This window comes from Corallococcus sp. 4LFB (genome assembly GCF_046520365.1).
Lineage (GTDB): Bacteria > Myxococcota > Myxococcia > Myxococcales > Myxococcaceae > Corallococcus > Corallococcus caeni.
The window spans coordinates 15,275-40,874 of record NZ_JBKGHJ010000016.1 but is presented as its reverse complement, the minus strand read 5'-3'; the positions used below and the strand labels follow the sequence as shown (position 1 = coordinate 40,874).

At 70.7% G+C, this 25,600-nt stretch carries 25 protein-coding genes and 1 pseudogene; 7 read left to right on the top strand and 19 right to left on the bottom strand.

Annotation, left to right across the window (positions count from 1 at the left end):
• The first annotated feature begins 104 nt into the window (after positions 1-104).
• Positions 105-1,163: an SDR family oxidoreductase gene (locus ACLEQD_RS03510; protein WP_410381794.1), complete on the top strand. Its 1,059-nt coding sequence runs from the start codon at positions 105-107 to the stop codon at positions 1,161-1,163.
• Here ACLEQD_RS03510 and ACLEQD_RS03505 read toward each other — a convergent pair.
• On the bottom strand, positions 1,153-2,070 hold the full coding sequence (locus tag ACLEQD_RS03505) for a LysR family transcriptional regulator (protein ID WP_410381792.1): 918 nt from the start codon (positions 2,068-2,070) through the stop codon (positions 1,153-1,155). The genes ACLEQD_RS03510 and ACLEQD_RS03505 overlap by 11 nt on opposite strands.
• Before the next feature lie 83 nt (positions 2,071-2,153).
• Between ACLEQD_RS03505 and ACLEQD_RS03500 the strand changes: the two genes are divergently transcribed.
• Entirely contained in the window at positions 2,154-2,612 is a 459-nt protein-coding gene (locus ACLEQD_RS03500) for an SgcJ/EcaC family oxidoreductase (RefSeq protein ID WP_410381790.1), read from the top strand.
• Here the strand turns inward: ACLEQD_RS03500 and coaBC are convergent.
• The 7 genes and pseudogenes from coaBC to ACLEQD_RS03465 all read right to left on the bottom strand — a co-directional run bounded on the left by coaBC (position 2,598) and on the right by ACLEQD_RS03465 (position 9,499).
• Positions 2,598-3,815 carry a bifunctional phosphopantothenoylcysteine decarboxylase/phosphopantothenate--cysteine ligase CoaBC gene (gene coaBC / locus ACLEQD_RS03495; RefSeq protein ID WP_410381788.1) on the bottom strand — a complete coding sequence of 406 codons (1,218 nt, stop codon included), beginning with the start codon at positions 3,813-3,815 and terminating at the stop codon, positions 2,598-2,600. The two genes, ACLEQD_RS03500 and coaBC, sit on opposite strands and share 15 nt — an antisense overlap.
• Positions 3,816-3,855: 40 nt before the next feature.
• Positions 3,856-4,206 carry a hypothetical protein gene (locus ACLEQD_RS03490; RefSeq protein ID WP_410381798.1) on the bottom strand — a complete coding sequence of 117 codons (351 nt, stop codon included), beginning with the start codon at positions 4,204-4,206 and terminating at the stop codon, positions 3,856-3,858.
• Complete coding sequence (locus ACLEQD_RS03485; protein WP_410381786.1) at positions 4,161-5,969, bottom strand: carboxypeptidase regulatory-like domain-containing protein; 1,809 nt, start codon at positions 5,967-5,969, stop codon at positions 4,161-4,163. Before ACLEQD_RS03485 ends, ACLEQD_RS03490 begins: the two co-directional genes overlap by 46 nt.
• A 130-nt stretch (positions 5,970-6,099) precedes the next feature.
• Positions 6,100-6,705, bottom strand: a pseudogene (locus ACLEQD_RS03480) (carboxypeptidase regulatory-like domain-containing protein); the annotation flags it as partial.
• 240 nt (positions 6,706-6,945) lie between these two features.
• Positions 6,946-8,223, bottom strand: coding sequence for a Stp1/IreP family PP2C-type Ser/Thr phosphatase (locus ACLEQD_RS03475; protein WP_043323281.1), 1,278 nt, complete (start codon positions 8,221-8,223; stop codon positions 6,946-6,948).
• A gap of 71 nt (positions 8,224-8,294) precedes the next feature.
• Positions 8,295-8,807 (bottom strand): FHA domain-containing protein, encoded by a 513-nt coding sequence (locus tag ACLEQD_RS03470; protein WP_410381784.1) that lies wholly within the window; start codon positions 8,805-8,807, stop codon positions 8,295-8,297.
• Between the two features lie 77 nt (positions 8,808-8,884).
• The gene (locus tag ACLEQD_RS03465) at positions 8,885-9,499 is read right to left on the bottom strand and encodes a hypothetical protein (RefSeq protein ID WP_410381782.1); all 615 of its coding nucleotides are present in this window, start codon (positions 9,497-9,499) and stop codon (positions 8,885-8,887) included.
• 109 nt (positions 9,500-9,608) lie between these two features.
• Here ACLEQD_RS03465 and ACLEQD_RS03460 point away from each other — a divergent pair, with 109 nt between their 5' ends.
• Positions 9,609-9,803 carry a hypothetical protein gene (locus ACLEQD_RS03460; protein WP_120530191.1) on the top strand — a complete coding sequence of 65 codons (195 nt, stop codon included), beginning with the start codon at positions 9,609-9,611 and terminating at the stop codon, positions 9,801-9,803.
• 15 nt (positions 9,804-9,818) lie between these two features.
• Here ACLEQD_RS03460 and ACLEQD_RS03455 read toward each other — a convergent pair whose 3' ends face one another.
• Entirely contained in the window at positions 9,819-10,436 is a 618-nt protein-coding gene (locus ACLEQD_RS03455) for a DUF2716 domain-containing protein (RefSeq protein ID WP_410381780.1), read from the bottom strand.
• Positions 10,437-10,675: 239 nt separating this feature from the next.
• Between ACLEQD_RS03455 and ACLEQD_RS03450 the strand changes: the two genes are divergently transcribed.
• Complete coding sequence (locus ACLEQD_RS03450; RefSeq protein WP_171419266.1) at positions 10,676-11,092, top strand: EamA family transporter; 417 nt, start codon at positions 10,676-10,678, stop codon at positions 11,090-11,092.
• An 18-nt stretch (positions 11,093-11,110) separates the two neighbouring features.
• Here the strand turns inward: ACLEQD_RS03450 and ACLEQD_RS03445 are convergent, their stop codons facing one another.
• Together ACLEQD_RS03445 and ACLEQD_RS03440 are read right to left on the bottom strand one after the other, a co-directional pair.
• Positions 11,111-11,647: a hypothetical protein gene (locus tag ACLEQD_RS03445; RefSeq protein WP_410381778.1), complete on the bottom strand. Its 537-nt coding sequence runs from the start codon at positions 11,645-11,647 to the stop codon at positions 11,111-11,113.
• Between the two features lie 112 nt (positions 11,648-11,759).
• Entirely contained in the window at positions 11,760-13,214 is a 1,455-nt protein-coding gene (locus ACLEQD_RS03440; protein WP_410381776.1) for an RluA family pseudouridine synthase, read from the bottom strand.
• A 150-nt stretch (positions 13,215-13,364) separates the two neighbouring features.
• Between ACLEQD_RS03440 and ACLEQD_RS03435 the strand changes: the two genes are divergently transcribed.
• A complete protein-coding gene (locus ACLEQD_RS03435) occupies positions 13,365-14,735 on the top strand; it encodes an FAD-binding oxidoreductase (protein ID WP_410381774.1) in 1,371 nt (456 codons plus the stop codon).
• A gap of 123 nt (positions 14,736-14,858) precedes the next feature.
• On the top strand, positions 14,859-15,269 hold the full coding sequence (locus ACLEQD_RS03430; RefSeq protein ID WP_410381772.1) for a VOC family protein: 411 nt from the start codon (positions 14,859-14,861) through the stop codon (positions 15,267-15,269).
• A 1-nt stretch (position 15,270) separates the two neighbouring features.
• Here ACLEQD_RS03430 and ACLEQD_RS03425 read toward each other — a convergent pair whose 3' ends face one another.
• Both ACLEQD_RS03425 and ACLEQD_RS03420 read right to left on the bottom strand, forming a co-directional pair.
• Complete coding sequence (locus ACLEQD_RS03425; RefSeq protein WP_410381770.1) at positions 15,271-15,729, bottom strand: GNAT family N-acetyltransferase; 459 nt, start codon at positions 15,727-15,729, stop codon at positions 15,271-15,273.
• A gap of 110 nt (positions 15,730-15,839) precedes the next feature.
• A complete protein-coding gene (locus ACLEQD_RS03420; protein ID WP_410381768.1) occupies positions 15,840-16,664 on the bottom strand; it encodes a helix-turn-helix domain-containing protein in 825 nt (274 codons plus the stop codon).
• Between the two features lie 98 nt (positions 16,665-16,762).
• On the opposite strand from ACLEQD_RS03420, the gene ACLEQD_RS03415 reads away from it, so the two are divergent.
• A complete protein-coding gene (locus tag ACLEQD_RS03415) occupies positions 16,763-17,512 on the top strand; it encodes an MBL fold metallo-hydrolase (RefSeq protein ID WP_410381766.1) in 750 nt (249 codons plus the stop codon).
• Between the two features lie 357 nt (positions 17,513-17,869).
• On the opposite strand, the gene asnB is transcribed toward ACLEQD_RS03415, so the two are convergent.
• From asnB to ACLEQD_RS03385, 6 genes are all read right to left on the bottom strand, one after another.
• On the bottom strand, positions 17,870-19,654 hold the full coding sequence (gene asnB, locus ACLEQD_RS03410) for an asparagine synthase (glutamine-hydrolyzing) (RefSeq protein ID WP_410381764.1): 1,785 nt from the start codon (positions 19,652-19,654) through the stop codon (positions 17,870-17,872).
• Positions 19,655-19,667: 13 nt separating this feature from the next.
• On the bottom strand, positions 19,668-21,632 hold the full coding sequence (locus tag ACLEQD_RS03405) for a PqqD family peptide modification chaperone (RefSeq protein WP_410381762.1): 1,965 nt from the start codon (positions 21,630-21,632) through the stop codon (positions 19,668-19,670).
• A gap of 30 nt (positions 21,633-21,662) precedes the next feature.
• The gene (locus tag ACLEQD_RS03400) at positions 21,663-23,429 is read right to left on the bottom strand and encodes a DUF692 family multinuclear iron-containing protein (protein ID WP_410381760.1); all 1,767 of its coding nucleotides are present in this window, start codon (positions 23,427-23,429) and stop codon (positions 21,663-21,665) included.
• Between the two features lie 90 nt (positions 23,430-23,519).
• Entirely contained in the window at positions 23,520-23,696 is a 177-nt protein-coding gene (locus ACLEQD_RS03395) for a hypothetical protein (RefSeq protein ID WP_410381758.1), read from the bottom strand.
• A 62-nt stretch (positions 23,697-23,758) separates the two neighbouring features.
• Positions 23,759-24,928, bottom strand: coding sequence for a glycosyltransferase (locus ACLEQD_RS03390; protein ID WP_410381756.1), 1,170 nt, complete (start codon positions 24,926-24,928; stop codon positions 23,759-23,761).
• A gap of 16 nt (positions 24,929-24,944) precedes the next feature.
• Entirely contained in the window at positions 24,945-25,562 is a 618-nt protein-coding gene (locus tag ACLEQD_RS03385; RefSeq protein ID WP_410381754.1) for a hypothetical protein, read from the bottom strand.
• Between the last annotated feature and the right edge of the window lie 38 nt (positions 25,563-25,600).

The window sequence follows — 25,600 nt, the reverse complement described above, 5'->3', positions numbered from 1 at the left end:
CGCCGAGGGCTTCTGGCTCCGCGATTTGTTAGAGAACTTCTGGCGACCTACTTAGACCCGTGCGGCCCCGGAACGAATCCACGTCGGGCCGCATGGAGAACCCCATGTCTTCCCCCAAGAACGTGGCCCTGGTCGTCGGGGCCCAAGGAATCGCCGGCCTCAACCTCATCGAGCATCTGGAGGCGCTCGGAGGTTGGGAGATCATCGGGCTGTCGCGTCGCGGAGGCGCGCCCCGGGAGGGCGTTCGCTACATCCCGGTGGACCTGCTCGACGCGAACGACAGCCGCAAGAAGCTGGGCGAACTGACGCAGGTGACGCACATCTTCTACGCCGCCTTCCAGGACCGGCCGACGGCCGCGGAGCTGGTGGCGCCCAACGTGGCCATGCTCGTCAACGTGGTGGACGCGGTGGAACCCGTCGCCAGGAACCTCCAGCACATCAACCTGATGCAGGGCTACAAGGTCTACGGCGCTCACCTGGGCCCGTTCAAGACGCCCGCCCGGGAGACGGACGCGCCGCACATGCCTCCCGAATTCAACGTGGAGCAGCAGGACTTCCTGGAGCGGCGCCAGCAGGGCAAGGCGTGGACGTGGTCCGCGCTCCGCCCCTCCATCGTGGTCGGCTACGCGATGGGCACGCCGATGAACCTGGGGCTCGCCATCTCGGTGTACGCGTCCATGTCGAAGGAGCTGGGCATCCCGCTGCGCTTCCCCGGGCCGCCGTCCGCGTACGACATCCTCATGGATGTCACGGACGCGCGACTCCTGGCGCACGCCATGCTCTGGGCGGCGACGAGCCCGAAGGCCGCCAACCAGGCCTTCAACATCAACAACGGCGACCAGTTCCGCTGGAGCGACCTGTGGCCGAGGATCGCTCGCATGTTCGACCTGGAGGTCGCCCCTCCCCTGCCCATGTCACTGGTCGACGTCATGGCGGACAAGGCGCCGCTCTGGGACGCGATGGTCGCGAAACACGGGCTCGCTCCCACTCCGTACCAGGACATCAATCCCTGGCGTCATGCCCACGCGGTGTTCTCGACGAACTTCGATTTCCTCGCGGATCCGTCAAAGGCTCGCCGGCACGGGTTCCCGGGGCACATCGAGACGGAAGCGAATTTCCGCGAGGTCTTCGCGGACTACCGCCTCCGCAAGGTCATTCCCTGAGCGCTTCGACGACGAGCGAGCGGAAGTAGCGTGCCCCCGGGTCCGCATCCGTCCGGGTGTGCCAGATGAGCGACTTGGTCATGCGCGGTGAGGGAAACGGCATCTCCACCGTGCGCAGGGGCAGCATGTCGCAGAAGGCTCGGGCGACGCGGCGGGGCACGCCGGCCACCAGGTCGGAGCGGGCCGCCGCCAGCGCCGCCGCGAAGAAGTGCGGGACGGCGAGCCCCACCTCTCGCGTGAGCCCGTGCTCCTTGAGGATGCGGGCATGCTGCTGGGCACCAATGCCCGGGCGCCCCTCCGCGAGGTGCAGGTCGATGTGCTTCGACGTGTTGTAGAGCGCCTTCGTCAGCGTCTTGCCCCGGATGCGCGGATGGTCGCGGCGCACGAGCAGCACGGCGTCATCCGTGTACAGCGGTTCAGCGTGGCACCCCGGTCCCGTGGCCTCCGGTGGGCCCAGCGCCACGTCCACCGAGCCCGTGGTGAGGCCATCCCGCTCGACGAGGTAGTCGATGCTCACGACGCGCAGGAGCGCGGCGGGAAGACGCTTCGCGAACAGCGCCGCGAGCACCGGCACGTCGGAGACACCGTGGTGGTCCGCGCCCGCCAGGGTGAAGGTCCGCGTGCACGTCTCCGGCTTGAAGCCCTGGCCCCCCTCCAGCGCCAACTGGAGCTGGCCCACGGCGGACGCGATGAAGGGCCGCAGCTCTTCACACCGCGGCGTCGGCACCAGCCCTCGTCCGCTGCGCACCACCAGCGGGTCTCCCAGCACGTCGCGCAACCGGGCCAGCGCGTTGCTCACCGCCGACTGCGTGACGTGAAGCTCGCGCGCCGCACCGGTCGCGCTGCCGGACTCCAGCACTGCGTGCAGCACGAGGAACAGGTTGAGGTCGAGGGCGGAGAGATTCACGGCCGTGATTCTAACCATCATGGACCATCACTGGTGGAGATGGCCTTCAGGGCCGTAATCAGGGGACAGAAAGCGAGGTCCCCATGTCTTCAGCTACCGAAGCCGCCGCCATCCGGGAGCGCATGCAGCACCTATACGAATGTTGGAACCAGGGTGACGCCCAGGCCTACGCAGCCTGCTTCACGGAGGACGTGGACTACGTCGCCTTCGACGGCAGCCACCTCCAGGGACGGCAGGCCAACGCGGAGGCCCACCAGGCCCTCTTCGACGGTGTCCTGCGCGGCTCCACGCTCGACGGTGAGGTGAAGTCCCTGCGCTTCCTCGCGCCGGACGTGGCGCTCATCCACACCGAAGGCGTCGTCAAGCTGCGCTGGCAGCGCAAGGCCCCCAAGGGACGGCGCTCCATCCAGACCACCGTCGCCGTGAAGCGTGACGGCGTCTGGTCCTTCGCCGCATTCCAGAACACTCGCATCCAGCCGCCCAACGCCTTCGCGCGCCTGATGCTGCGGCTGATGACGCCGAAGCGCTCAGCCGCGCGGTGACACGAGCAGCAGGGACAGGATCTCCCCCGCCACCGCGCGCTTGCTGCCCTGCAGCACGCGGTCGGGACCCGTGCGCGAAATCACCGTCACGCGGTTCGTGTCCGTGCCGAACCCCGCGCCCTCGGCGGTGACGTCGTTGGCGACGATGGCGTCCAGCCCCTTGCGCTCCAGCTTCTCGCGCGCGTGCTCCACCACCCGCTCCGTCTCCGCCGCGAAGCCCACCAGCACCGGCCGCTTCACCCTACCCGCCACCTTGCGCGACGCCTCCAGCAGCACGTCCGGCGTGCGCACCAGCTTGAGGCTCTCCGGGCCCTCACCCTTCTTCACCTTCTGCGGGGCTCGCGTCTCCGGGCGCCAGTCGCTCACCGCCGCCGTGGCGATGAACGCGTCCGCGGACTCCACGCGCGACAGCACCTCGCGCGCCATGTCCTCCGCGCTCACCACGTCCACTACCTCCAGGCCCGTGCGGTCCACCGCGCCCACCGGGCCCAGCACCACCGTCACCTTCGCGCCCAGCGCTCGCGCCTCGTGCGCCAGCGCCAGGCCCATCTTCCCCGTGGACGGATTGGAGATGAACCGCACCGGATCCAGGTACTCGCGCGTGGGGCCCGCCGTGACCAGCACCGTCCTGCCCGTGAGCGGACCTCCGCCCACCCTGGCCGCCACCGCGGACACGATGGCGCCCACGTCCGCCAGCCGGCCCGAGCCCACGTCGCCGCACGCCAGCATCCCCGCGCCCGGCCCCACCGTGCTGAAGCGCGCCTCCGCCAGCAGCGACGCCACGTTCTCCTGCGTCCGGGCGTTCTCCCACATGGCCACGTTCATCGCGGGCGCCAGCACCACCGGCCCCTTGAAGGCGAGCAGCGACGTCGTCACCGCGTCACCGCCGAAGCCCGCGCGGATCTTCGCGATGAGGTCCGCCGTCGCGGGCGCCACCACGTAGGCTTCACCCCAGCGCGCCAGGTCCAGGTGGCCGAAGTTCCCCTCCTGCGCCGGGTCGAAGTAGTCCGTGAGCGGCGGGTGCCCCACGAGCGCCTGGAAGGTCAGCGGGGTGACGAACTGGCGCGCGGCCTCCGTCATGGCCACCCGCACGTCCGCGCCCGCGCGGCCCAGCTCACGCACCAGCTCGCAGGCCTTGTACGCCGCGATGCCGCCACCCACGCCGACGATGATGCGGCGACCCTTCAATGCCGATGCGTCCATGCGGCTTCCTTACGCGCCAGCCCGCCCGGTCGCAACACGACTACCGCAGGGACACCTCACCCTGGGAGGGAACGTCCACCGCGCGCACCACCGGGCCCGTCCCCGGCATCTCCGCGTGGAAGTAGCCCCACACCAGCGTGTAGCGGCCCGGCCGCAGGCCCTGCACCACCACCCGCTCCGACATGGGCTGGTACACGAGCTGCGCATAGCGCGAGCGCAACAGTTCCGTGGGCGGATTGCCCACCGCGCCCAGCTCTCCCGGCACCACCCACAGCGCCTTGCCCCGCTCCGGCTGGAGCAGCACCGTGACGGACCCCGTCCCCGGCACCGGCCCCAGGTCCAACGTCATGTCCGCGCCCGCCACCTGCACCACCACCGCCGGCTCGCCCACGCCGCCGCGAGGCCCCACCACGAAGCGGTAGCTGCCCGGCGCCAGGTCCGCGCTGTAGCGCCATCCGCGCCGGTGATGAGGGACACCGTCTCGCTGCGGTCCGCGTTGAGCCCCTCCACCTGCGCGCCCGCCGCGGGCTGGCCGTTCGCCAGGTACACCCGGCCCGTCAGGTGCGTCGCGGGCTTGAGGGTCAGCTCCACCTGCGCCGTGCTCCCGCGCGGCACCTCCTGCGTGCCGCTCACCTTGCCCTTGCGCGCGGACACCGTGAAGCGCGGCACGAAGGGAGGACTCGCCAGCGAGAAGGTGCCGTCCGGCCCCGACAGCACCGACCCGTCGCACACGTCGCACGTCACCACCGCGTCCGGCACCGGGCCGCCGGACGCGTCCCGCACGCGGCCGGACACCGACGGCGCCTTCACCAGCACGATGTCGCCCATGTCCGGCGGCGACGACGGGCGGTCCACCACCTGGGGCTCGTACCCCGACGCGTCCACCGCGACGATGAGCCGGTCTCCCGCCGTGGACAGCGGCAATTCGAAGCGTCCATCCGGGCTGTTCACGTCGTGCTCGTCCACGCGGAAGCGGCGCACCGGCTGGCCGGAGTCGTCCACCACGCGGCCCCGGAACGTGGAGCGCTTGCGCATCTTCACCCGCACCGGCGGCCCGCCCGGCTTGGCCATCGGACGTTCCATCACCTCGTAGCTCGCGTGGCGCGCCTCCACCGCGTAGGAGCGGTCCGGCCGCAGCGCGCGGAACTCGAAGTGGCCGCTGGAGTCCGACTGCGTCGGCTCCGTCACGCGCGGCGACACGCTCATCGCCGCGCCCACCACCGGCTGGCCGTCCTCGTCCACCACGTCGCCCGTGAGCTGCGCGCCGGGCTCCAGCTCCACCGTCACCTGCTGCCTCGTCCCGTCCTGCACCGTCACCGACCTGGGCCCGGACTGCAGGTACTCCGGATGCGACGCCATCAACTGGTACGTGCCCGGCGGCAACCCGCGCATGGGCACCACGCCGTCCGGCCCGGAGGGACGGTCGCTGCGGAAGATGTTCTCCGGATCCGCCCACATCACCACGTCCGCGCCCTCCACCCGCCGGCCGCCGCTGGACACCGTCACGTCCGCGCCCGCCTTCGCCTCCAGCGACAGCGTCACGTCCGTCGCGGGCGCCGTCGCCTGCACGCTGCCGCCGCCCCACTCGGAGTGGTGCGCGTGCAGCGTGTAGAGCCCGGGCATGGGCACCTGCGCCATGAAGCGCCCGTCCTCGCCCGCGTTCACCACCTCGCCGGTGGGCTGCACCAGGACGGACACGCCCGCCGCGGGCCGGCCGTACTCGTCGATGACCTGCCCGCGGATGACCGTGGCCTTCGCCAGCTCCAGCTCCAGCGGCGTCTCGCCCTGGGCCACGCGCGCGGGAAGCTGCGCCGCGGTGAAGCCCTCCGCCTGCCCCTCCAGCACGTACTCGCCCGGCGCCAGCGGCCCCAGCTCCGCCAGCGCCCCGGTGGGCACCGCGTCGCGGCGGATGAGGTCGCCCGCCACCGTGCGCAAGAGCAGCTGCGGGTTGGGCACCGGCTGGCCCTCCTCGTCCACCACCGTGACGAGCAGCCGGCCCGCCGCCTCCAGCACCAGCGTCACCTGCGTCACCCGCTGCGACAGCGTGAGCGTCCGGGGCGCGGAGCCGAAGCCCGGCGCCTCCGCCGTCACCACCACCTCGTCCGGGTACAGGCCGTTGAAGCGCACCGGCCCGCCCTGCGCCTCCGTGTGCACCTCGGCGCGTCAGGTGGTCGCCCCGCAGGCGCACCGTCGCCGCCGCGGGCGCCCCGTCGCGCGTCACGCGCACCTCCAGCGTGCGCGACGGCGTCAGCTTCAGGCGCAAGGGCCGCGAGTCCGCCTCCACCTGCTGCGCCACCGCGGGCTGGAAGCCCTCCGCGTCCGCGAGCACGTAGAAGGGCCCCTCTCCCAGGCCCGACAGCATGAAGGCCCCGCCCGCGCCCGCCACGGCCTCGAAGGGCAGCGGCACCTTGCGCGACACCGCCCGCACGCGCGCCCCGGGCCTTGGCTGGCCGGAGTCATCCACCACCGTGCCGGTGATGCTCCGCAGGGGCGGCAGGTACAGCTCCACCGGCTCTCCCGGCGCGGCCCGGGCCCTGAGCGCCACGCCCAGCCCCGCGGAGCGCGCCCAGACGGTGAAGGACACGCCCGACAGGTGCTCGAAGCGGAACCTGCCTTCCGCGTCCGTGCGCACCGTGGCGCGCGCCGTGAGGAAGCCCTGCTGCTGTTCGAAGAAGGCCCGCGTGTGCAGCGCCGTCTCATGCGCCGTGCAGGCCAGCAGCGCCAGGCCGCACTCGTCGCACCGCACGTCCGTCAGCGTCCGCTCCGCCGACGCCGCGAGCGACACCTCCGCGTCCGCCACCGGCCGGCCGTTGCCGTCCAGCACGCGCCCGGTGAGCGTCAGCCCCTGCTGCTCGCCGGACGACACCCCCACGGGGTTGAAGGCGGGCATCCCCTGGCGGATGGAGCTGGCGGAGACGGGCGACACGGGACGCGCGGCCGGAGCGCCCCACCGGGGCCCCAGGACGAGGGCGGTGATGGCCAGCACGGCGGCCACCGCGATGAAGACCCATTTGCGCATGTGTACGCGGCCGGGACCTTACTCGCCGGCCGGCCCCCCAACGACGGTTTCCCCCGGGAAATTCCAGAGCGTCCTGTTGAGGACGCCCCGGGGGCCGGTGGGGGCCCCCACTCAGTCTTCCGCGAACGGCTGGATGGCCTGCGCCACCGCCAGCTCCTGGCGGGCCTCGCTCAACTCCGAGTTGGTGGCGCGAAGCCGGTCGCTCAGCACCTGCACGAAGCTCCAGAGCATCTTCACCGCGAGGATGGCCTCGCGCTTCATCAGCCCCATCAAATCCGAGCGGGCGATGACCATGGTCCGGGTGGGCTCCGTGGCGCGCACGGTGGCCGAGCGGGGCGCGTTGTCGATGAGGCCCATCTCGCCGAAGTGCCCGCCCGAGCGCAGCTCCGCGATCTCCACGCCGTTCTTCTCGATGGCCACCCGGCCCCGGATGACGACGAAGAGCTCCTCGCCCGGCTGCCCCTCCACGACGATCTCCCGGCCCGCCGGGTAGGTGCGCGTGGTGGCGATGGACAGCACCGCCGTCTGCTCCTTGTAGGTGAGGTGGCGGAAGAGCGGGATCTTCCGCAGCGCCTCCATGCGCGACTGCGCCTCGCTCGTCTCCTCGCTGGCGAGCGCCGCGCTGTCACCGGCCACCTTCACCACCACGGCGGTGATGTTGTCCTTGCCGCCGCGCTCGTTGGCCATCTCCACGAGCTTGCGCGGCAGGTCCCCGGGCTGCAGCCCCGCGACCAGGGGCAAAATCTCCTCGTCCTCGATGTAGCCGTGCAGGCCGTCCGAACAGAGGAGGAACACGTCGCCGGGCATCAGGTCCACGATGAGCGTGTCGACCTGGACGGACTCCTGGATGCCCACCGCGCGGGTGATGACGTTGCGGTACTGCGAGGTGGCGGCCTGCTCCTTGGTGATGGTGCCGGCCTTGAGCTGGGCGGCGACGAGCGTGTGGTCCTCGGTGAGCCGGTGGCACTGCCCGTGCCGCACCAGGTACACGCGGCTGTCGCCCACGTGGCCGATGACGCCCTTGTTGCCGCCCACGGCCAGGCACACGAACGTCGTGCCCATGCCGCGCTTGGACGCGTCCGTCATCGCCGTGCGGTAGATGTCCGCGCACGCGCGCTGCACCGCCACCTCCACCAGCGCGGCGGCGGCGGAGCGGCTGTCCGCCGTGGGGTTCTGCGCCAGGTCCTTGAGCAGGTGCCGGTTGGCCGCGATGTGCTGCTTGACGACCTCCGTGGCCCGCGCGCTGGCGACTTCACCCGCGGCGTGTCCGCCCATGCCATCGGCGACCATGAACAGGCCGAGCGACGCGTCCACCATCATCGCGTCTTCGTTGTGTTGCCGTTTCCGGCCGACATCGGTCAGCCCGAAGGCTTCTGTGGTCAAGGCCACCGCGAACGCTCCATCCGTGCCTAGAGGGTGACTCCGCACGTTACGCAGGCCGCCGAAGACGTGGCAAGGCTTCAGGGATGCAGGCGCACCGCCAGCAGGCGTGCGAAGCCGCCCGCCGTGTAGAAGCTGACCTCCACCTGACCGAAGCGCAGCCGCACCCCGTCCTCCACCGGCGTGGGTTTGCGAGCCAACAACCGGCCCCCGGCCACGTACGAGCCGTTCTTCGAGCCCGCATCCGTCAGCAGAAACCCCGCATCCCCCGCGTCCCGCGAAAACCACGCGTGAAACCGGGACACACTGCCGTCATCCAGGACGACGTCGTTGTTGCTGGTGCGCCCCACGGTGATGCCCCGGCCGAAGGCGTTGCCCTGGGACTTGAGCAGCGGGAAGACGACGGGTTCGTCCTGGCCGAGCGTCGGCGGGCCGGCGTTGGTCACCGTGCGCAGCGGGTAGTCCTCCAGGTCGGCAGGGGGCACCCCGCCCAGGGGAGGCGTGAAGAGGAGGACCGCGGCGGGGAGTCCCCGTTCGAAGTCCTCGCGGTTGCGCAGGAAGCGCGCGACGTGGGCACTGAGCAGCTCGGCCATGGAACGTGAACGGGGACGCGGCGCCCGGCCCGCACCGGCAGGCGGGGCCGCCCTCGCTCACGGAGTGTACCGCGCCTCTACCGCCAATCCGCGAAAAATCCGAGGTTCACGCCACCCACGAAATCACGCGCGAAGCTGCGGTTCTTGAGGCCGAAGGGCTCCGAGTAGCCCAGGGCGAGCCCCACGCCCACGTCCCGCTCCAGCTGGTAGCCAAGCTGGAAGCGGCCCTGGACGGTGCCCGCGGTGCGGCGGTCCGGGGGCTGGGTGGTGAAGTGGGCGCCATAGAAGGTGGGGCCCGCCGTCACCTGGAAGCCCCAGTGGACCTTGCCCGGCAGGTGGTTGCGGTAGCCGAAGCCCGCCTGCACGGTGTGCTCGTAGTAGGAGGACACCGGGAGGAGGAAGCCCTCCAGCGCCGTGTCGGGCAGCGACGCCGCCCACCCCACTCCCCCCTCCAGGACGACGATCCACGCGTCCTTGCGGTCCTGGAAGAGGGTGAGCTCCCACAGCACGCGCACGTTGGGGATGACCGCGCCGTTGTTGAGCTGCGTGCCCAGGAACACGCCCCGGGGCAGCCATGCGGGCGTGGGCGACACGTGGCCCCGCAGGTCATTCTGCACGCGCGACTGCGCGCTGGCGGAGGTGGAGACCAGGGCAAGTGAAATAACCAGCAATGCGCGAGCGAGGTGGAGCATGGGACCCTATCCACCGTGGCAGCGCGCACTTGTCAACGAAGTGTTCCGTTGGCTATGACACGCGGGCCCTCCTGTCCGTCGCGGGGGGTCACCAGGAGCGGAACACCGAATGCCAGTCGTCACGGTCCGGGCCAGCAGCAAGCAGGGTCCGGCGCAGCTCGACACGCTGGTCCGCAAGGTCACGCAGAAGACGTCGGGGCTCCTGGAGGAGAACGACCGGGTGCTGGTCGTCTACGGCGAGGGGCAGGCCAGCCTCTACTACGAGGGCGCGCCCCGTCCCCGCGCAGTGACGCGCCCGGCCTGACGTTCCCGTTGCGCCTCAGTCGTCAGGCCCCAGCCTGCGCGCGCGCTGGAAGAGCGCCGGCGGGTCGCGGTCCACGGCGGCGATGAGGCGGCGTCCCAGCAGCTCGTAGGTCTCCGTCTCGATGGGGCCACGGCCCGGGGCCTCCAGCCCGTCGAAGTTGCCCACGCGGTAGCGCGCCGCGAAGACGAAGTGGAAGTCCGGCGGCGCGAAGAGGTGCTCGGGGTCCCCCGCCGGGTGGACGTCCATGGCCCAGCGCGGCTCGAACGACCGAGGGTGGATGCCGCGCTCCACCTGCTCCATGTGCTCGCGCGTGTAGAGCCCGGTCATCTCCTGGAGCGTCGCGCCGGCCTCGAAGCGGACGTGCGGGTAGAGGCGGTAGCAGGGGTGCCGCGGGTCCAGCGCGTAGAGCCAGCCGCCGGGCGGGGTGAGCACGCGGAACACGGCGAGCATCCGCTCCGCCAGGTCGCGGTAGAGCTCCAGACGGGCGTCGTGCTCCAGGCGGAAGAAGGCGTCGTCGACGACGAAGCGCACACAGTCCCGCTCGGATGACGGCCACGGATGGTCCAGCGCGTGGCGCTCCGCATCGCCCGACAGCGGCATCCAGGCTTCGGGTTCCGGCTTGAGTTGGAGCAAGACCGCGTCCCCCCTTTCCGCGAAACCCCGGGTATGCGCGCAACACGGGAATCGCGCAATCACCTGCCAGGAGGGGTCCGGGGCGCTGCATGGCATCCGACGCCGACCGCGACGGGGGACGGAGGGGGACGTTGGCGGAGGCCACACCGGGTGTCGCGCGGCGGACGGCGAGATTGCGCGGGAGCTCCGCGCGAGGCAGAGACGGTGGGCTGTTTCCGACCCGCCGCTGGAGCGCCGCGATGACCTGGTGGATGTATGCCCTGCTGTCCGCGGTGTTCGCGGCGTTGACCGCGGTGCTGGCGAAGGTGGGTGTGGAGGGAGTGCCCTCCACGCTCGCCACGGCGCTGCGCACCGTCGTGGTGCTCGTCTTCGCGTGGAGCATCGCGCTGGCACGGGGAGAGCAGCACGCCCTGCCCTCGCTCAGCCGCAGGACGCTGCTGTTCCTCACGCTGTCGGGGGTGGCGACGGGCCTGTCGTGGCTGGCCTACTTCCGGGCCCTGCAGCTGGGCCCGGCGTCACGCGTGGCGCCCATCGACAAGCTCAGCCTGGCGCTCACGGTGACGTTCGCGGTGCTCATCCTCAAGGAGCCGATGTCCTGGCGGCTGGGGTTGGGCGTGGCCCTCATCGTCGCGGGCACGCTCTTGACCCTCAAGTAGGACGAGGCCGCTCAAGGCTCACGGCACCTCGACCTCGTCGCCCAGGAACGAGTAGCCGAAGGAGCCCACGCGGGTGCCCTGGCCGGCGTTGACCTCTTCGTACGTGCCCCGCACCACCGTGCCCGAGTAGTCGATGGTGAGCTGGCTGTTCTGGACGCGGCCCTTGCCCAGGCGGAAGTCCAGCCAGAGGTTCTCTCCGAGCTCCGCGGGCACCGGGCATGCGTGGATTTGATCCGGGCGCACGTCGCGCAGGTCCTCGTACTCCACCTCGCCGCCTTCCGCGCCGGGCTCGGTGATGTTCGCGTAGGTGGCGGCGAGGGAGCACTGCAGCTTGTTCATCGTGATGAAGGCGTCATCGTCGTTGTAGACGTTGAAGCCCACATCCAGGTCGCCCTCCGACTGCTTCGCGCCGGTGTCGAGCTGGAGCTCCAGGGTGTACGTCCCCTGGTACTTGCGTTTGATGTCGTCCGCTCCGCAGCCGGTCAGCGCCGTCGCGGCGAGCAGCAGGCCCGCGATGATGGACTTCGGACGGTGGTTCTTGCGTGCGTGTGTCATGGGGTTCCTCTCCAAGGTGGGGTTCTGTTCACGAAGGGCCTTCCCGCCCTCCCCTGTTCCCTGGGTCTCCGAGGCCCATTGGATTGATCAAACAATCCACCCGGTCTGCCTTTCAGAACGGCGTGGGCGACGTGAATGACAGACGCTCACCCGTGCGAGGATGCACGAAGGCCAGCGCCTCGGCATGGAGCATCAGCCGCGCGTCCTCTCGTCCCAGGCGCGCATCCCCGACGATGGGAAGTCCCAGCCCCAGCGGATGCGCCGCATGGATACGCAACGCGTGGGGGAGCTGGGTCGTCGGCACGAACTCCACCCGGGTCCGGGAGGCCTCGCGACGGAGCACCTTCCAGGTGCTCAGGGTCCGCTTGCCGTGGCGTGCGTCCACGCAGCCCTCCAGTGATGCGTGGGCCGTTCCGCGTAGGGGCAGGTCGATGGTGCCGGCGTCTGCTTCCACCTGGCCGTCCAGCCAGGCGATGTGGCGGTGCTCCGCCTCGCGACGGGAGAACTGGCGCTGGAGCGAGGCCCGCGTCGCCGCGTCCCGCGCGATGACCCCGAGGCCGGAGGACTCGGGCTCCAGCTCGTGGAGGAAGCTGGCGGGGGTCAGCTCCGGGAACCGGGCCTGGAGCCGGACGAGCACCGAGTCGCGCGCGGGCCCATGCCGTCCGGGGAGCGTGGGCAGTCCCACGGGCTTGTCGACCACGAGGAGCCACGGATCCTCATGGAGCACGCGCGGCCCGGCGCTGACCGTCGCGGCGGGGGCCGGCAACTCCACCGCCAGGCCTTGCAACATGAACGGCAGCACCGTGCCGCATTTGTTGTCACACGCGGGGTAGTACGCGCCGGACTCCCGGCTGCCCCCCAGCGGCGGTGCGCCCCACCAGAACTCGGCGAGCTCCAGCGGCGTGAGCCCGTGGCGAAAGGCATACGCCAGCAGCTTGGGCGCCGCGCAGTCACCGGCGCCTCCGGGGGGAGGCTTGGGCGCGAACAGCGCGGCCAGGGTCTGGGTTTCGCCGCGGGCATTGGGAATGACATAGCCCTGCGTCACCTGCCGCCACAGGTCACGCGAAAGCTCGGCGCGCACGTGCTCCACTTCCGCCCGGCGCGCTTCCACCTCCCGGAGCGAATGGACGGGGCCCTGCGCTCGCAGGGCCTCGGCTTCCCGGGACAGCGCCGCATGCCGTTGCTCCAGCGCGGCCAGCTCCGCCTCGCCCGCGGGCCAGAACGCGTCGCGGGCCAGGGGCTCGAACAGCGGCGGCACGAAGCCCTCCACGGTCCACGCGCCGCCCAGCATCCCGGAGAACGCGCTCAGGAACCCGACCCGGCCGCCCGGCGCGGCGACCACCAGCACGCCGAACATCTTCCCGCTGTGGGGCCGCCACAAGGCTTCGCGGTACGCGGGGGCCTCCCGCAGCCGCTGCTGAAGGGCCTCCGCCGCCTGGAGTCCCCAGGGGCCGGGAGGCGCCGCGTGGAAGGGGTTCGCCAGCCGCGCGGGCAGGGCTTCAGGCCGTGGCCCCTCGAGGTACGTCAGGGTCCGGATGAGCTCCGCCGCGTCTGTTCGGGTCTTCATCCGGGCCCCATCATCCCCTGAATCCTCTGGCGAAGGGCGGCCTTCCGGGTGAAGCGGCCCCGGACAGAGGGCAAGCTGGAGGCACGGAGCCGGGGCACGGATGACGGGCGAGCAGCCCGGCGTTCACGCTCCGGAGCCAGGGAGGCGTTCATGACGGTCGACGTGGAGCGGGCGCTGGCGGAGGTGTTGCCGGCGGAGGCGGTCATCACGGATCCGGACGTGCTCGCGGCGCACCGGAACGACCAGGCGGAGTGGGCGCCCTCGGGCATGCCGCGTGTGTTGGTGCGGCCCGCGTCCACCGCCGAGGTCCAGGCCGCGCTCCGCGTGGCCACGGCGCTGCGCGTGCCGGTGGTGCCCCGGGGCGCGGGCTCCGGCCTGTCGGGCGGCGCGAACGCGAGCGACGGCTGCATCGTCCTGTCGCTCATGCGGATGAACCGCATCCTGGAGGTGGACCGGCGCGGCATGCTGGCCGTCGTGCAGCCCGGCGCGCTCAACGGCGCGGTGAAGGCCGCCGCAGCGGAACAGGGCCTCTGGTACGCGCCGGATCCCGCGAGCTGGGAGTTCTCCTCCATCGGCGGCAACCTGGCGACCAACGCGGGAGGCCTGTGCTGCGTGAAGTACGGCGTGACGGGTGATGCGGTGCTGGGCCTGGAGGCGGTGCTCGCGGACGGCACCGTGGTGCGCACCGGCGGACGCACGGTGAAGAACGTGGCGGGCTATGACCTGACGCGCCTCTTCGTCGGCTCCGAGGGCACGCTGGGCGTCCTCACCGAGGCGACACTGCGGCTGCGGCCCCGGCCGCCGAAGGCGACGACGCTGGTGGCCGCGTTCCCGACGCTCGTGAGCGCGGGCACCGCCGTCTGCGACCTCATGGAGCGCACGCGCCCTTCCCTGTTGGAGCTGATGGACCGCACCACCGTGCGCGCCGTGGAGGCCTGGAAGCCCATGGGCCTGGACGTCGCAGCCGCGGCCCTGCTCCTGGCGCGCTCCGACGCGGGAGGTCCGCAGGGAGAAGAGGAGCTGGCCCTGATGGTCGCGTCCTGTGAGCGGGCCGGCGCGACCTCCGTGATGAGCACCGCCGACGAAGTCGAGGGCGAGCTCCTCATGGGTGCCCGGCGCTTCGCCTTCCCCGCGCTGGAGCAGCGGGGCGCGACGCTGCTGGACGACGTGGGCGTGCCCGTCGTGCGCATCCCGGAGCTGCTTGCCGAAGTGGAGCGCATCGCGGAGCGGCATGGGGTGCTCATCGGGACGTTCGGGCACGCGGGCGACGGGAACATGCACCCCACCGTGGTCTTCGACCGGAAGGACGCGGCGGCCCTGGCGCGGGCGAAGGAAGCGTTCGACGACATCCTGCGCGCGGCGCTGGCCCTGGGAGGCACCATCACGGGCGAGCACGGGGTGGGTTCCCTCAAGCGCGGCTTCCTGGGCGCGCAGTTGGGGCCGGAGACGCTGCGCCTGCACCAGGCGATCAAGGGCGCGCTCGATCCACTGGGCCTCCTCAACCCCGGCAAGGTGCTGTGATTCCGGCGGGTTGGCGGAGGCGCGCGGGAAAATAAATCCGGTGTCGATCCCGCGGAGGCGCGTTCGTCGCGGTGATGAAGGCGACGTTCACCTCATCCTCTTTCCTCCCTCAGGAGACGCACCATGGGCAGCAAGATCTTCGTCAACCTCCCCGTCGAGTCGCTGGACCGCGCGGTCGGGTTCTTCACGAAGCTGGGCTACACGTTCAACCCCCAGTTCACCGACGCCAACGCCACGTGCATGGTCATCAGCGAGGACATCTACGTGATGTTGTTGGTGAAGCCCTTCTTCAAGACGTTCACCCAGAAGGAGGTCGCGGACGCCACGAAGACGACGGAGGTGCTCATTGCGCTGTCCCAGGAGAACCGCGCCGCCGTGGACGCGCTGATGGAGAAGGCGCTGGCGGCGGGCGCGAAGGAGACCAAGGAGAAGACGGACATGGGCTTCATGTACCAGCGCAGCTTCGCGGACCTGGATGGTCACCAGTGGGAGCCGTTCTGGATGGACTCCGCCGCCGTTCAGCCGCAGCAGTGATTCAGAGAGGGCGCTTCATGCCCTCGTGGCTCGCCACGAACCCCAGCCGCGCGTAGAAGCGCTGGGCTTCGAGGCGACGCTTGTCCGTGGTGAGCTGCATCAAGCCGCAGCCCCGGGCCCTGGCGCGCTCCATGGCGTCCACCATCAGCGCCTCACCGAGGCGCTGTCCCCGCAGGTCCGCGCGCACGCGCACCGCCTCCACCAGCGCCCGCCGCATCCCGCCCCGGCTCAGGCCCGGGATGTACGTGAGCTGGAGCGTGGCCACGACCTGGCCGTCCTGCTCGCCCACGATGAGCTCGTTGTTCGCGTCGGCGGTGATCTCCTGGAACGCAGCATGAACCGCGGGGCCGACCTCCTCGGCGTAGCCGCTGCGCGACTGCGCGATGGCATCGTCCGCGAGCAGCGTGAGGATGGTGGGCAGGTCCTTGGCAGTGGCGTGACGGAAGGTGATGGGGGGCATGCAAGGAGTCTAGCCGCCTTCACAACCGGTGGCCGTCCCGCGTCCTGGAGCATGCGCGCATCCCAGGCCCTCGCGCCGGGGCCCACCTCGCACATGCCGTCCCCGGGGGTTCAGTCACGCTGCCTGCGGTACTTCGTCGGCGTGGTGGCGTAGCGCAGCCGGAACAGCCGCGTGAAGTGGCTCGCATCCCGGAAGCCCCAGCGGGCCGCGACCTCGGCCGTCAGTGCGTCAGGGCAGGTTCGCAAATCGTAGGCGGCCCGCTCCAGGCGGCGCAGGCGGGTGTAGTCCGCCAGCGTCCGCCCGGTGGTTCGCCGCAGGAGGCTGTCGAGATAGCGCCGGCTGACGCCTTGCTCCCGGGAGATGTCGGCGGGCTGTAGCCCCGGGTCCCCGAGTCGCAGCTCGATGCTCGCGAGAGCCCGCTCGACTCTCGCCTGGGTGGCGTCGAGGGCCACGGAGCGGGGGCACAGGCCCACCACCTCCAGAAGGGTGTTGACCGCGGCGGCACACTCCGGGGCGGACAACGCGTGCCCCTCGTGTGCGACCCCCTGGAGTAGCTGCGCGACGATGCGCTCTCCGGCATGGTCCCGCCCGCGCGACACCGCCGTCCGGAGGTCCACCTGGGGGTGGCGCCCTCGCACATGCTCGGCGGGCATCCTGAGGAGAAGCCGGCGGCCGCGCGTCATCGTCAGCTCGAACGGGGCGTCTGAATGAAGCCACGTGAAGGTCCCTGGCTCCAGAACGCATTGACGGCCGACCTGCCGAACCGTCCCGCTGCCTTCCAGCGCCACGAGGAGCTTGAGCGCGCCTTGCTTGCGCTCCGGCTCGCAGCGCACCGCGAAGGGTTCGGGCCGTAGCCAGAGGAGCTCGCTTTCCGCGAGCCTGACGGAACGCTCGATGAGCGCCTCGGGCGGCGCCGCGACCGTGACGTGTTCCATCACAGGCCAGCCGCCGCGTCGGAATGGAACAGGTGCCCGCGCCTCGGCGCGTCAGCTTGGGAGCACTCATTTCGCCGCCCCAGGGAGAAGAAAGAGACATGCAGGCTCCGCGAATCATTCGAGTTCCCATCCTACCGCTCGGCATCATCAACGCCCATCTGGTCGAGGGCGCCGCGGGCTGCGTGCTCGTCGATGCCGGACTTCCGGGTTCGGAGGGCAAGGTTGCACGAGCGCTGGCGAGGATCGGCCGCAGTTGGAAGGACCTCAAGTTGATTGTCGTCACGCACGCCCACGTGGACCACGCAGGGGGTGCCGCCGCGCTGCGCGAGCGCTCCGGTGCTCCCATCGTTGCCCACGCGGCCGAGCGGGCGCATCTGATCGGGCAGGCTCCGATGACCTTCTGCCCGACCGGATGGTTCGGCCGCTTGTTCGTGAAGACGCCGCTCATCCACGAACCCTATACGCCCGCCGACCCGGACATCCTACTCTCGGGTGACGAGACGCTAGACCTGACGCCGTTCGGCGTGGAGGGAATCGTGAAGCACACCGCGGGACACACGGCGGGCTCGCTCTCGGTACAGCTCACCTCGCGCGAGGCGCTGGTGGGAGATCTCCTCGCGTCGGGAGTCCTCCTGGGCGGCATCCTCCGGACACGTCACGCCATCCGGCCCCCTTTCGAGGAGTCACCCGAGGCCGTGGGGGCCGAGCTCGAGCGCCTGGTGGAAGCGGGCATGCAGACCTTCCACATCGGCCACGGCGGCCCGCTTGATGCTCGCGAAGTCCTGCGCCACGCTCACATCTTGCGCCATCTCCAACCCGGCCCAGCGCATCCACAGCGAGCCGCGTAAAGGCGGAGGCGCGCGGAAAAATAGATCCGGTGGCGATCGTGCAGCCGCGGCAGTCATTCAAAGAGAGCGCTTCATGCCCTCATGGCTCGCCATGAATCCCAGACGCGCATGGAAGCGCTGGGCTGTGAGCTGGAGCGTGGCCACGACCTGGCCGTCCTGCTCGCCCACGATGAGCTCGTTGTTCGGGTCGGCGGTGACGACCTCCTCGGCGTAGTCGGTGCGCGACTGCGCGATGGCGTCGTCCGCGAGCAGTTTGAGGATGGTGGGCAGGTCCGTGGCCTGGGTGTGGAGGAGCCGAACCCGGTTGGGCCGTCCTCCTGGCCCTGCCCCTCGAACAGCGCCCCAGTCCGTCTATCGTCAGCTCGCCGTTGCCCGTGACGCGCTGGCGCTGCCCGCGGCCTCCTCGAGCGCCGCTTCCAGCTCGCGCCGGTGCTCGGTGTAGAGCTCCTTCCAGCGGAAGCCCTCGGGCAGCGCTCCCCCATGGCCGACGAAGAGATACACGAACAGGTCCAGCAAGAGTCGCTGGGCTGGCGCGGCGCAATACCTGTGCAGGGCGTGGTGCGCCAGCCCTTCAGCCGACAACAGCTCCCGAGCCACGCGGTTGAGCTCCTCCGCCGTACGACGGACCGCGGAGGGGGCCGCGAGCTTGGGTCTCTCGATGATTTCGGCGGCCATCGAGTCAGGCAACACCTTGCGGGCCGCTGCGCGCAGGAGCGCCTTGTAGGTCCGCCCCCGGATGCGCTGCTCCCAAGGTAGCGAGAGCGCCAGGTCGCGGATCTCCCTGTCCAGGTAGGGCACCCGCACCTCCAGGCCACTCGCCATGGAGCCGAGATCCCACACGCGCAAGTGCCCGTCCGTGAGCTGCCCTTCCAGGAAGAACCGGTAGAAGGCCTCGCACGCGGCGTCGGACTGAGGGGTGACCAGCTTGCGGAGCGTCGCCTTGGTGGAGGCACACTCGTCCGCGGGCACCTCGCCCGTCCGGATCATCCGGTTGTAGTTCTCCGCGCAGGCCTTCACCCAGGGGCCCGGCGTGGCGTGGGTCATGTAGCCCGCGAAGAGCTCGTCGGCCCCATCTCCACACAGCACCGCCTTGACGTGGTGACGGATGTGCGGCGCGGCGGACTCGACGATGGTGGGCTCGGCGGGCCCCTCCAGCGCGCAGATGGAGCGAGGCAAGGTCTCGAGCAGCTCGGCGGCACTGAAGACATACTCGTGATGGGTGGTGCCCAAACGCTCAGCGAGCCGCCTGCTCACATCAAGATCCAGGTGCTCCGCATCATCCGCCAGGCTGAACGTGTGAAGCCGCTGCACGCCCTCTCGCGCCAGCAGCGCGGACAACACGGAGCTGTCCACCCCACCGGAGAGAAAAAGGCCCACCGGGTGATCCGCCACGTGCTGCTGCCGCACCGAGCTTGTCAGCCGCTCTACCAACAGGGCCACCCGCTCCTCCTCGCGCGTGGGCAGGGTGAGCGGGCGTGGCGCGCTGTGGTGGCCAGCGCGCAGCTCGAGCATGCCATCCGGTCGGAGTGAGACCTCGAGCGTGCCTCCGGGCGGGACCTGTCGCACGCTCTTGAAGAGGGTGCGCTCCCCGAGGAGGAAGCGGAAGGTGGCCCACTCGAAGAGGGCGGCACGGTCCAGCTCTCGTGGCAGCGCCGGGTCCACCAGCAGGGCCTTGAGCTCCGAGGCGAACAGGAGCCGGCGGCCCCCATCCACGAGCGCGTAGTACAGCGGCTTGATGCCAAAGGCGTCACGCGCGAGGGTGAGTCGCTCGCCGTCCGACACCGCGAAGGCGAACATGCCCTCGAGGTCCTCCAGGCAGGCCAGCCCCCGCCGCTCCAGGGCGTGGAGAAGCACCTCGGTGTCGCCGCGCGTCCGGAAGGGCTGGCCTTCACGCTCCAGGCCGCGGCGCACCTGCTCGTGATTGTAGAGCTCGCCGTTGAAGACGAGCGTCAGCCCGCCCTCGCCGGACATGGGCTGCGCTCCACCCGCGAAGTCGAGCAAACTCAGCCGCGTGCTGCCCAGGCCCGCATGCCCGACCAGGCAGGTGCCCTGCCCGTCCGGACCCCGGTGCTTGATCCGCTGGGTCATGCGCTCGAGCAGCGCACGATCCGGCCTACCGAAGATGCCAGCAATCCCACACACAGGAGGCTCCTCTTCACGCCTCCGCGTGCGCGGCCGGTCTCTTCTCGGTGAAGATCACGAGGCCCTCGCGATGGAACCTTTCGAGTGCCTCCAGCACGGCGCGTTCCACCTGATCCGCGGAGCGCTCGTGCCGTCGCCGGTAGCCTTCAATCAGCTCCCCCACCGTGCGCTCCCCGTCACATTGCGAGACCAGCTCCGCGGTGAAGGGATTGACCCGGAAGTGGTGCCCGTAGAGGTTGGGCCGCTTGTGGAAGAGCACCGTCGCCTCGCCCCCTGAGCCCTGCCCCGCGCCGAGCACCCCGGGCGGCAAGGCGCTGAAGCGCTCCATCCGCACCCATCTGCTGCGCAGCGGAACCAGGGCCCGAAGCCGCTCGGCGGGGACCTCTGCCTTCATCGACTCCCAGAGGTCCGGGACGTCGAACGGCGGCTGCGCCCCATCCTCGGGGCTGAAGTGGCCCATCCACGCGATCAGCCCCGCCCAGCGGGCAGCCTCCGCCAGGGACGGCTCCACGCCCTGAGCCGAGCCGATCCACCGGCAGAACGCGACCGCGTCGACGAAGGGGTTGGCGTGCACCTCCGGGTGGGCCTCCAGGAAGGCCTGGAGCATCGCGTCGGCACGCTCCCCCAGGACCTCGAGCAGCACGGGCACGGTGCGCCGCAGGGCCTCGGTGCGGTCCGCGGGCACGCCGCGCTCGGCCGCGGTCATGTTCCGCGGCTGCCCCCGGTGCCGGGCGAGGACGTCCTCGAAGAGGCGCGTGTACTCGGCGGCGAGATCCCTCTGCGGCAGCCCCTCCAGCAGCTCCAGGCCGCGCAGGCCGATGGCTCGCGCGCCGGCCGGATCCTCGATGGCCCGGCGCAGCGCCGCCGCCAGGTCGCCATGCACCTTCGGGTCGGGCACCAGGAGCACGTTCTGCCCGGAGACCAGGCGCTCGCGGAACGGCTGCTTGGCGGCGACCTCTCCCGACAGCACCAGGCAGGTGCCGCAGGCGAGCACCTCCTTGGGCACCGTGGGCGCATGGAAGGTGATTGGAAAATCGCGCTCCAGGAAGCACACCGCGCGGCAGGCGCGAATGAAGCGCGCCACCTTCCAGTGGGCGACGAAGGGCAACACCCAGGACTGCTCCGCCAGGCCCTGCTCCTCGATGGCCTTGTGCAAGGGCAGTGTCCTGCGGCCGCGAGTCAGGACCACCAGGTTGAAGCGCAACCCCTCCTTGCGCAGCAGGCCCAGCGCGCTCAGCAAGTCATACGTCCCCTTGACGACGCCCACCTTGCCGTAGATGCCAATCACTGGCAGCGACGGATCCATCGGGCGCGGGTTGTTCACCAGGTGGGGGTGATCACGGACCAGCTCGCTGAGATAGCCATTGAGGTCCAGCGGCTCGACGTCGGGGCTGAAGCACTTGCGGATGAGATCCGGGGGCACGCCGCGGTAGATGTTGTCGGGGTGCACCCCCATGCCCATGAACATCAGGGGGTTGCCGACACAGACGCCCTGCGCGTGCCGGAGGACCTCATGGTACGTGGTGCCCAGGCCGGGCCGGTTCATCAGCCGGCCCAGGTCGCTGCCGGCGTTGCGCACCAGGTACGGCACGCCCGTCCAGGACGAGGCCAGGTGCGCCGCGACGCCATAGGGCTCCAGGTAGTAGCTGAAGATGACCTCGCAGCCGTGGCGGCGGATGACCTCCGTGGCCAGCCCGGCGAGCTTGCCGAGGAACGGATTGCTCTGGGGCACGTGCAGGAAGGCCGGAGAGTGCGCCTCGGTCCGGTGGACGCGCACCCGTCCCTGGCCAAAGGTCGGCTCCAACCAGGAGCGATCATCGGCCGTGAGCATGAGCCGGTAGTCGTCCTCGACCTCGTCCGCGTTGGTCACCACATGGACTTCATGGCCCGCCTCGGCCAGCGCACGGCACATCCAATACGACTGGGCGCTCACGCCCCCCTGGATGGGGGGATACTTCACGATGGCACAGATGCGCACGAGGCTCTCCAGGTGGCGCGCGGGAGCGGATCAGCTCGCCGCCGCGGCGAAGGTGAGGGCATTCAGCTCGTAGAGACGGCGGAGGGCCTCGACGAAGGGCAGCGCCCCCGTCGCGGGCGACAGCAGCGAGGCGAGCTCCGCCGTGGTGCGGGTCCCATCGCACAGCTCCAGCAGGCGTCGTGTCCGCTCGTTGATGGCCAGGTGGCGCACGTTGCGGAAGCCCGGCGCCTTGGTGAAGAGCACCACCGTGGGCTTGCCCGGGGACGCGTCTTCCACGGCCTGGCCCTCGTTGATGCGCCGCACGAGCCCGGTGACGTCACACTCGAAGCGCTCCACCCGGATGTGGGGCCCGGTGACGGGCCGCGCGGCCAGCACCTCCTCGAGGCTCGGAGCGGGACGGCTCTCGTAGGCACGACGGAAGTCCAGCGCGCTCTGGACGGAAACGGCCTTCGACGACAGCTCAAGCTGGACGCGCTCGAAGCGAACGATGTCGGCCAGGGGTGCCCGCAGCTCGGGACGCTGCTCCGCCGTCCGTTCGAGCAGCTGGAGGAACCAGAAGGCATCCCGCACCGTGCGGTTCACGAACTCGGGGGAGTGACGCGGGGCGTACTCGTCCACGAACCGGTGCGCGAGCTCATGCCATAGCTTCCTGGCCTGCAACCACCGGCAGCTCGCTGGCGCCATCTTGCCCACGAGCATGAGCCGCTTGCTCGCCAGATCATGGGCAAACGTGGTGAGCGCCTCCGCCCCCACCGCGACGAGCGCCTCCGTCTGCTCCGGCTGGAGGCCCAGCTCCTCGCCCACGGCCTGGGGGTTGGCCACCAACCGCCGCCCGAGCCCCGCCTCCACCAGCACCCGGGCCAGCGCGGACTGGAACTCCGGCGCGTCCACGGGCAGGGCCTCGGTGGGGCGCTCGGGCCATGCCGGGGCCGCGTCCCTCACCGGCCTGCGGACAGGGACATGGTGGGCGCGGTGGAGGATCTCCTGGGCCCGCTGGAGGTCCTGGAGCATCTCCTGGAACTCTTCGGGGAAGTTCTGGTCGCGCTCGATCAGGATGGCCCGCACCCGCGTGCGTTGCACCAGGTACTCCAGCAGGCTCCAGACTTCGGGGTGCGCGTCCACGCGCTGGCTATGGCTGTCAATCCACTGCCCGGCGCGCCGCTCGCCCCCCGCCAGATGCACCTGGATGACGCGCTCGAGCGGCAGCGCATCCAGGAAGGCATAGGGGTCGTAGCGGTGGTTCTGGGAGTTGATGAAGAGGTTGGCCAGATCCAGCAGCAGCCCACAGTCCGCGTCCGTCACCACCCGGGTGATGAACTCCGCCTCGCCCATGGGGCTCCGGAAGGCGAAGGGATAGGTGATGTTCTCGAGCAGGAACGGGAGGCCGACGATCTCCTGCACCTGCCGCGTCTTGGCGGCACACCGCCGGACACCGGCCTCGGTGAAGGGCAGCGGCGTCAGCTGCCCCAGCTCCATGCCCCCCGCCTGCGTCAGGCACAGGTGATCGCTGGTGAAGGGCGCACGGACGAGCCGGGTGAGCTCGGCCACCTCCTCGCAGTACCCGACGTCCAGCGGCCCCGCGGTGCCAATGGACATCTCCAGCGCATGCGGCACCAGCGGATGCGTGTCCAGCATCGGCAACGCGCGCTCGAAGCTCTCGGGCACGGAGCGCACATACCGGTCGGCGATCAGCTCGAACCAGTCGATGCGATCCATGAACTTCAATTGCTGATCACGCAGCTCGGGGCGGTAGCCAATCCCCACCCCGAGCACGGGCACATCATCCAGCCTGGACAAGGACTCTCCCGGGTGCGCGCACACAGGAAGAGCTTCGCGCCCCTAGCGTGGCGTGCTGTTCACCGCACGGACACCGTGCCTGCTCGCGACTCAGGCGTTCGACGGGGTGCCGCAGAGGCAGGAGCCACACACGCAGCTGAAGCACACGCTGCCGGTGTCCTGAAAGGCATAGGCAGGACCACAGTCCAGCATCTCCAGCTTGAATTCCTCGGTCTCAACCTGCACCTGCGTCTGCGTGTCCTGCATGAGGGCGGCGGCGTTTTCCATGGAGTTCCCCAGCGAGCCAGATTTTGTAGGGTGCTCACGGTATCCAGGCTTCACTGCGAGTGTCAACCCTGACGCACTCCACGGCCCGTGAGGGCTGCCACGGCCGTGTCCACGCCGCTGCGGGAGTTCAGGGTCGCCGCGAGCCTTTGGGCCTGCTCGCGCAGGCGGCCGTCGGTGAGCGCCTGTTGCAGCGCGGAGGCCAGCTGGTGCGCGTCCACGCCGCGCGCGGGCACTGGCGCCGGTGCGATGCCCAGCCGGTGCGCCCGCTCTGCCCAGAAGGGCTGATCAAACGCATGCGGGACCACCACCTGGGGGACTCCGGCGCGCGCGGCGGCCGCCAGCGTGCCCGCGCCGCCGTGATGCACCACGGCCCTGACACGCGCGAAGAGCGGACCATGCGCGGTGTGGCCAATCGCGAGCACCCGTCCGAAAGGCTCCCGCTGAGGGGGGACGGCCTTGCCGGTGAAGTACAAGACACGGCACCCCACGGCCGCGGCGACCTCGTGGACGAGTCGCTCGGTAAGGGCAGGCTGGCTCCCCGAGAGGCTGCCAAAGCCAACATAGACAGGCGGCTCACCGGCCGCGAGGAACGCCTCCACCTCGGCGCTGAGCGGACGCGGGTCCTCGAGCAGCAGCGCGCCTGGCGGCGGCGTCCAGAGCTTCACCCCGTCCAGAGGACCCACGAGCTCGGCATCGGCGGCGAGCAGCACGCGCTCGGGCGCGAAGGCGTAGGCGAGCAGCTCCTCCACGGCCGGCAGTCCATGCCTGGCGTGGAAGCTCCGCAGGGTCTGGAGCAGCACGTCAGGCATGGCGATGGAGCGGCGCCCCCCTGTCAGAAAGACCCCGGGTGCATAGGCGACGGCGAGGTAGGGCACGCCCACGGACTCCGCGGCCGAGCGGATGGCGAAGGACATCCCCGCGCCCACGACGAGGTCCACCCCCCGCGAGAGCGCGGGGAGACGCTCGAGGTGGGTCAGGAACTCCTGCTCGAGGAACGCCTGGACCCCGGATGGCGACGTGCGTCCGGGGGCTCCTGCTGGCTGGCTCCGGAGAAACGCGTCGATGTCCTGGCCAAGAGGCTCGAAGGGCACCGAGAAGGCGGCGGCGTCCGGGGCGTAGAGGGGCCGCGCTGCGAGCAGGGCCTCGTGCCCCGCCGCGCGCAGTCCCAGGGCCAGGGCCAGCATGGGCTGGAAGTCCCCGCGAGAGCCCGGGGCAGCGAGCAGCACGCGCATCTCACGCTCCTTCCGGCTAGAGGGAGAACCTCACGCCCACCCGCTCATGCAGCAGGTGAACGTTCCTGCCGAGCAGCCGCACGTAGGTGTAGGCCGCTCCCAGGTTGAGCGCGAACCATCGGTTGGGGTGCCACTCCACCCCGGCCCAGACTTCCGGGAAGGCGCCCAGGCGCGACTCGAAGTTGGGATCCGACTCGCTGTCGCCGTCGTCATCGAAGTCGAGGTCGAGCGATTGCACGGTGGTGACGAGCGGGAGCCCCAGCAGCTCCCTGCCCGCTCCCGCGGCTCCGAGCTTCAGCCCGGCGCCGAGGTACGGGACCCATCGCTGGCCTGCATCGTCGCGCCAGCGGTAGAGCAGCCCCGGGGTGACGGCCACCTCGGAGAAGGTGGCATCCCCGGAGCCGCCGACGCCCACCTCCAGCGGCAGGCGGAACGCCCACCGGGAACCGAGATCCACCTGGAGCGAGGCCTGGAGGCTGAGGCCCACCGCCGTCCGGCCGCCCGAGAACGCCTGCATGGGCCCCAGCGCGAGGGGCTCCAGGTTGATTCCCGCACCGAAATAGCCCGAGCGCGGCACGTCACCCGCGGTCGCTGTCGAGGCGAGGACGACGACAAGAAGCGGTACGAACGTCATTTCATCTCCAGAAGGACAGAGCGCGCGGCGGTGGGCCG

Bases quoted from the DNA above. Each gene is read 5' to 3' on its own strand.
- coaBC (WP_410381788.1), bottom strand. From the start codon at position 3,815: ATGGACGCATCGGCATTGAAGGGTCGCCGCATCATCGTCGGCGTGGGT.
- ACLEQD_RS03430 (WP_410381772.1), top strand. From the start codon at position 14,859: ATGGGCAGCAAGATCTTCGTCAACCTCCCCGTCGAGTCGCTGGACCGC.
- ACLEQD_RS03465 (WP_410381782.1), bottom strand. From the start codon at position 9,499: ATGCTCCACCTCGCTCGCGCATTGCTGGTTATTTCACTTGCCCTGGTC.
- ACLEQD_RS03435 (WP_410381774.1), top strand. From the start codon at position 13,365: ATGACGGTCGACGTGGAGCGGGCGCTGGCGGAGGTGTTGCCGGCGGAG.
- ACLEQD_RS03500 (WP_410381790.1), top strand. From the start codon at position 2,154: ATGTCTTCAGCTACCGAAGCCGCCGCCATCCGGGAGCGCATGCAGCAC.
- ACLEQD_RS03425 (WP_410381770.1), bottom strand. From the start codon at position 15,729: ATGCCCCCCATCACCTTCCGTCACGCCACTGCCAAGGACCTGCCCACC.
- ACLEQD_RS03390 (WP_410381756.1), bottom strand. From the start codon at position 24,928: ATGCGCGTGCTGCTCGCTGCCCCGGGCTCTCGCGGGGACTTCCAGCCC.
- ACLEQD_RS03460 (WP_120530191.1), top strand. From the start codon at position 9,609: ATGCCAGTCGTCACGGTCCGGGCCAGCAGCAAGCAGGGTCCGGCGCAG.
- ACLEQD_RS03450 (WP_171419266.1), top strand. From the start codon at position 10,676: ATGACCTGGTGGATGTATGCCCTGCTGTCCGCGGTGTTCGCGGCGTTG.
- ACLEQD_RS03395 (WP_410381758.1), bottom strand. From the start codon at position 23,696: ATGGAAAACGCCGCCGCCCTCATGCAGGACACGCAGACGCAGGTGCAG.
- ACLEQD_RS03445 (WP_410381778.1), bottom strand. From the start codon at position 11,647: ATGACACACGCACGCAAGAACCACCGTCCGAAGTCCATCATCGCGGGC.
- ACLEQD_RS03440 (WP_410381776.1), bottom strand. From the start codon at position 13,214: ATGAAGACCCGAACAGACGCGGCGGAGCTCATCCGGACCCTGACGTAC.
- ACLEQD_RS03385 (WP_410381754.1), bottom strand. From the start codon at position 25,562: ATGACGTTCGTACCGCTTCTTGTCGTCGTCCTCGCCTCGACAGCGACC.
- ACLEQD_RS03420 (WP_410381768.1), bottom strand. From the start codon at position 16,664: ATGGAACACGTCACGGTCGCGGCGCCGCCCGAGGCGCTCATCGAGCGT.
- ACLEQD_RS03415 (WP_410381766.1), top strand. From the start codon at position 16,763: ATGCAGGCTCCGCGAATCATTCGAGTTCCCATCCTACCGCTCGGCATC.
- ACLEQD_RS03510 (WP_410381794.1), top strand. From the start codon at position 105: ATGTCTTCCCCCAAGAACGTGGCCCTGGTCGTCGGGGCCCAAGGAATC.
- ACLEQD_RS03470 (WP_410381784.1), bottom strand. From the start codon at position 8,807: ATGGCCGAGCTGCTCAGTGCCCACGTCGCGCGCTTCCTGCGCAACCGC.